Source organism: Prevotella sp. P4-98 (assembly GCF_002251405.1).
In the GTDB taxonomy this organism is placed as follows: domain Bacteria; phylum Bacteroidota; class Bacteroidia; order Bacteroidales; family Bacteroidaceae; genus Prevotella.
This window is the reverse complement of sequence record NZ_NPJC01000086.1, coordinates 1-5,782: the sequence shown is the minus strand read 5'-3', so window position 1 is coordinate 5,782 and position 5,782 is coordinate 1. Positions and strand designations below refer to the sequence as shown.

Here is a 5,782-nt window from a genome sequence, read left to right as displayed (position 1 = left end):
CATGTACGAAGGGTAGGATGATACGAGAGATGGCGCATCAGTTGTGACGTTACATCTTCCACGCATGAGCCGCCACAGAAATAAACGCTCATCAGCGAACGGACTATCTCGCTGAACTGATATCCGAAGATACTGCTGCATCTCTGACCCAGTGTTGAGTCGATAACGGGTGAAAGCATGGAGTCAAATTTCTCCATGATTGAAAAAATTCCTCCAAAAGGTGTGAGTTTCTCAGATTTAATTTGTATTTTTGCCATGTCATATTAGAGTTTTGCTTGTTTTCTTTTTGCAACACTAAGATAAGTGAAAATTCTGACATGGCAAAATCCTGGGCAACTTTTTGTTGCTCAGGAACTTATAAATAAAGTTAAATTATAGTGTTGCGGAATTAAGGATATACATCCAAGGCACTGCTACCGGGACTCATGTCTGAGCATCGAGCCCAAGGGAAGAAAACCATATCGCTCAAGGCAGGGCTGCCGCCGATTACCGTATAAGAATAGCAAATCTTGTGCATCAGCACACTGTCACTTGAAAATGTCGCGGATTCTGTCAGTTTTCCGTTGAGTCCGTCCGTGTTTACTCCGAAAATGCCGTTGTTGACACTGTGACACCCGTCGTTATGGAAATTCTCTGTGCTATATGACATCAGTTGCCCGTCCTTGTCGTAATTCTCCTTAGTAACTTTAGAGTAGCCGACATCCGGGCATTCCAAAGAACAAACAGCAAGATATTTCGGGTCGGAGGTTATAAAGTAAAAGGCGCAGTACAGGGTTGACGGTATGGAGTAGAAACAAGGATTGGCAGGCTTGCTGGCAAAGAGGTACTGCATGTCGATGTGCTCTTTGTCAACTGTCGGTATGAGCAGTTTTCCTTCTTCATACCTATAGCGTGTATATCCTAACATCTCACCATCGCTGTCATAGTTCTCTACTGTCCTGATTCTTAGCCCACCGCCGACAGACTTTCCGCTGGCATCGGCAATAGATGTATCTTCGACGTATGCAGGCGGAAGCGTTACCTGAATGCGTCCTCCAGTTATTAATCCACTTGCCACAGTGCTGAATTTGCATGACAGCACATAATGTCCCTTGGGAAGCACGCATGATTCCTTGAAATCCTCCATGTCATTATATTTAGTATAATACCTTGAGAATACGGTTTGTCCTGTGGAATCCTTGCCGACGATGCCCAGGTCAAGTTTGTAGTATTGCTGTGGCGAAGGCAAATAAGAAGATCCAGAGGATATTTCGACGGGCACTGCCTGGTCGATGTCGAAATCCCTCGTCTCTGGTGTGTTGTTATAGCCTGTTCCGTTATAGCCTGTACCACATGTTACCGTCCTCGGAATCTTAACGCTTGAACTGGCAGACGGGTAGTAATATTTTCCGTGTTCATCGTCAAAGTGGTTTATCTCATATTCAAACAACGTGAAGCCGCCGGTAGGGTATGTAATCTGGTTTAATGTTCCAATCTTGCAGTACAATTCGTTAGCGTAACGGTTAGCCGGCCCAACAGTCTCAATACCTGTAAGCCTGCCATCATAGTCATATTTGTATTCTGGTGAAGCGCATAGGCCGTCAGCGTTGGTCTTCCCGTTGTAATACCCCCAGAAGTCTTGCCGCATGCTTATTCGGGAAGGCAATTCTTGCGCATCGTTATATCCGAATGAGTATTTCTTTCCGTCAACCGTAACGTCAGTTAATTTTAGCCGTTTAAAGCCATACACGTTTGTATATCCGTACTTGCTGCAAAGCGTGTGCTCATATTCGCTTTCCGTATGGTATCCATAGGCAAAAGCGACAGTATGCAATATCGTGCCGTTGTCGCTTGACCTTACGGTTATACTGTCTATTCTTTTCGCAAACTTTATGTCCTCCCTGCTTCCATAGGCAAACGTTACTGTCTCTTTGTCGGTTATAATGGTGTCAGGATAGTATTCCCTAATGCCATATACCAGCGTGCTTGGCTGGTTGCGCTTTATGAATATCTCCCGAATTGCTTCCGATGCTATCGGCATGTCGGAGTTTTCGTCGCGCTTGCCTACGGTCTCATAATAGGACTGTAAAAGACTGTATCCCTTTTCGGAGTATTTGAATTCTGCAAGGCATCGGCCCGCAGCATTCCTTATTTCCGCCAGATTGTATGACGCATTGTCCTCCATGGAAGTCTTTGGCGCCTCGGCAAAGACGTACATTTGCCCATGGTCGTCCGTAATCTCTATGCTGTGAGGATAGGAGCCGGTATAATCCTTTAGTTTCGCCTCTGCAATTTCCCTTTCTTTAGTTTCTTTGCTCTGGTATTTCTCAATATCACTCCGTAGAATCTCAATGTCTATCTCCTTTTTCTCTATCAAAAGATTTAATTCTGAAGTGTAATTGTTTAACTCCTCTATATTGCTTTGTGCTTGCGAGAGGGCTGTTTCTATGTTTCTTCCATGGGATCTAAGCCTGATGACTTCCGACTGTGCCTTGGCAAGTTCGGCAATACTCTGTTTGTAATGATGGAGAGCCGCTATACGTTTCTTTCTTTCCCTACGTATAACAATGAAGGTTATAGCGATGATACTAAACGTAGAAAAGCCGATGACCATAAGCCTTTTGTGCATTTTTTCAGATTTCTCGTTGGCCAATCGGGCTGATTCCTGATAACGCGAATAGTCATACATGGCTTTCATCCGTTCCACTTCTTCCGTTGCCATGTTAGCATAGACGGAATCGTTCATCGTATAACTGTAAAGCGCGTATTTGGCTGCAGAGTCTGGCCGATGTGTCTTCTGGAAAAGCAGCGCCAGACCTCTTGATGCGGCATTCTGGTTGTTGAAATCCTTACCTTCACGGAGTTCCTTGCGAAAATAGTGTTCTGCAGAATCATATTTCCCGACAGCCAAATAATAGCGTCCTTTAGGGTAATAGTAAACCTCACGCCCCTTAACTATATCATGGTTTTCGTCAAAGAAACCGGATTCTGATTCGTATATGTCCATGAAGGTCTTGGCTTTGTTCAAGGAATCTTTCTCTACAAGTATCGTAATGGCTCCTCCTAAGATTCCGGCAGACAAGTTCTTATATCCATATCTTCTGGCGAGCACGGATGCTTGTTCGCAAATGGATAGTGCAGAGTCAGGCTTCCCCATTCCTTTATAGGCTGCTATATTTCCCGCCATACCTAATATTGCAGCGAGTGTGTCTTTTGCTTTCCATGAGTATCTGATAGCAAGATTATTAAACTTTAAATCTTCTTCAATCAGATTTTGGTGGTAGAAAACATCGCTCATCTGCCCATAAACTCTACTGAGCAAGGCATAGTCACATTCAATGTCTGTCGTATCTGCATGATTTGCAGCCTTCTGATAATTATTCAGAGCATTAGGGTAGTCATGAATATCTTGGTAAGCGCGTCCAAGGAGATAGTGGGCAAGCATTCGTTCGTTGGCAGTACCGTGGCTTTCATAATAATTGACGAGAAGTTTTTGGATACTGTCAGAACGGAAAACCGTATCGCATTTGTTCTGGGCATTGGTAAGCAACAACAGACGACGCATACGCTGGCTGCGGGATAGTCCGTCATTGCTAATGCTGTCGAGAATGGTGATAGCCTCACTGGAGTTTTCATTTATAACAGCCTCTGCTTGGTCAAGCAAACGCTGAGCCTCCCTACTACCACAGGCGTTGAGTAGCAGAACTAAGACGCATATATGGAAGAATCGTTTCAGCATCGTTTGTTTCTTAAGTTGTTGCAAAGATAATGAAAATAGTTGAAATTTATATTGAAACGCGTATGAAAAATCATAATAGTAAATTTTGAAACATCTCGCAACGCAGTCTACACACAAATTTAGAAATCTATTGACGAGGTTTTTAAATGAAACATGTTTAACACCATTACCCAAGACCGCGTTTTGATGTGCTACCCTTTATGAGAAGGCAATTATTATCAGACATACTCATTTCAGAGGCTAGTTGGTCCATACGACGTAAGGCAATATCCCATTTGAATTGACTAATTTCACCGACAATGGAATCTGCAATGTCCGCAATGCCTTTTGCCGCCTTCTGACGATTATTTTCATCGGATGGATTTAATCCTTCTAGTTGGCATTTTGCAACAATTCCCTGGCCTATTGTACGCTCATCCTTATTGGTGAATACAAGTTTCTTGCTTAGCGCCCAAGTTACTAATGCTTTAGCAGCTTCTTCGACAAGACCATAGAGATTACTCCAATTAACAAAGGCTTCCGTTGCTCCTGCTTGACTGATGAACCTCTCCATCATTGACAAGCGCTTTACTGATTCCTCCACTTGCTTTTCTGCCTTCTCTGCTCTCATGGTCTGTTCCCTGGCTTTTTGTTCTGCAATTTGGGTCTTGGCTTTCTCACGGGCTACTGCTCTTTCATCGAGTTCCGAGATACGTTGTCTCAACGCCATATTCTCCTTGTCCGTCTTAGCAGCTAAGGCAATCTTCCTTTTGACATCGAGATACATCTTCTTGCCGACATCATTGATTTTCTTTTTGTGCAGTTTCGATACGCTGAGTAACTGGCTCTGAAGGGTGGTAACAATCTCTTTAGCCTTGGCATTGCGTTCCTTTTGCCATTCTTCACGCTTCAATATAGGAATAGGTGTGCTGATTTCCCTATCAAGTCGTGACAATGTCATGTTAATAAGGTCTTTAACGGTCAACGGTTCCTTTGAACCTTGGAAGGAGAATGTCATTTCAGCAAATGGTACCGCCTCCAGTTCTTCTTCTGGAACACTCGTTGCAGAAAGCAATTCGTCGATGGCTTCCTGAAGTTTGGTCAACTTACTGTTACTGGCTTCTATGTTCTTCTGAATCTGCTTCACTTCTGCTTTCTTACGTTCAGTATATTCTGCTACCTCTTTGGCACGAATGGCTTCCTGCTCAGCCTTGAAAGTATGAGCGTCGCGCCATTTCTTGTCACTTTTCTTGCCACGCTCCATTTTGAGAGTATTAGCCAACATATCCTGAAGTTCTGACATATCATGACGGTTTAGATTGATGCACTGGCCTGTCTCATGGTCAGTCCAATCAAAAACATAGTGAGCATGGTGGTTCCAGAGAAAGATTGTCGAACCTTCTGCAGAATCGAGATACTTACCCTGCTGATGATCCTTATCCGTCACCAAATGCTCATGGCCTTCATCAAGGTGAGCATAGATGGCTTTGGTCTTGATGTCCCAACGCTGTTCGATTTGATTAGCCAAAGTCTTCATCTGCTCCATCGTCGTATTCTCTGTGATGACAGCAACACCTTCACGGACAGGCTCGGCATTCTTGGGCATCTTCTTGGGTTTCGACAAGTCGAGTTCCCATTCTGGAACAACCTTTTGAAGTCCAGTTTTAGGGTCAACGATTGGGTCGACCGTCTTTTTATCGTAAGCAAGTGTTGTCAATTGTTTTCCATTTTCATCAAGTTTCGCCTTACGACAGAAATGATGGCTGGAATAGCGTTCCTTAGCCTTGCGAATCTCATCGGCTACCGACTTGAAGTCCTCAGCTTCCCAACTCTTGTTAAGATTTGAATACTCGGGATGAACATGCTTCATCTCCTTCTCGCGTCTGTTGTGCTTCTCGGCACCATACTTGGCAGCGCAAATGTGTATCGATGTTTTTTTAGCCATAATTGTATATAATTAACGTGAGTTCGACGAATTAGAATAAGGTCAATTGTCTATCAATAGTCCTTTGAACGGCAATTGTAGGTTTCTTAGGAAAGAAGCAATATGCTGCCAAAGCTCCAAGAGTATTGACAATGAAGTTG

At 43.7% G+C, this 5,782-nt stretch carries 2 protein-coding genes and 1 pseudogene; all 3 read right to left on the bottom strand.

Annotated features, from left to right (window positions below):
* Positions 1-257, bottom strand: a pseudogene (locus tag CIK96_RS12870) (IS1380 family transposase); the annotation flags it as partial.
* A gap of 131 nt (positions 258-388) precedes the next feature.
* The gene (locus CIK96_RS12865) at positions 389-3,718 is read right to left on the bottom strand and encodes a hypothetical protein (protein WP_094440824.1); all 3,330 of its coding nucleotides are present in this window, start codon (positions 3,716-3,718) and stop codon (positions 389-391) included.
* A gap of 166 nt (positions 3,719-3,884) precedes the next feature.
* On the bottom strand, positions 3,885-5,642 hold the full coding sequence (locus CIK96_RS12860) for a phage tail tape measure protein (RefSeq protein WP_094435020.1): 1,758 nt from the start codon (positions 5,640-5,642) through the stop codon (positions 3,885-3,887).
* Between the last annotated feature and the right edge of the window lie 140 nt (positions 5,643-5,782).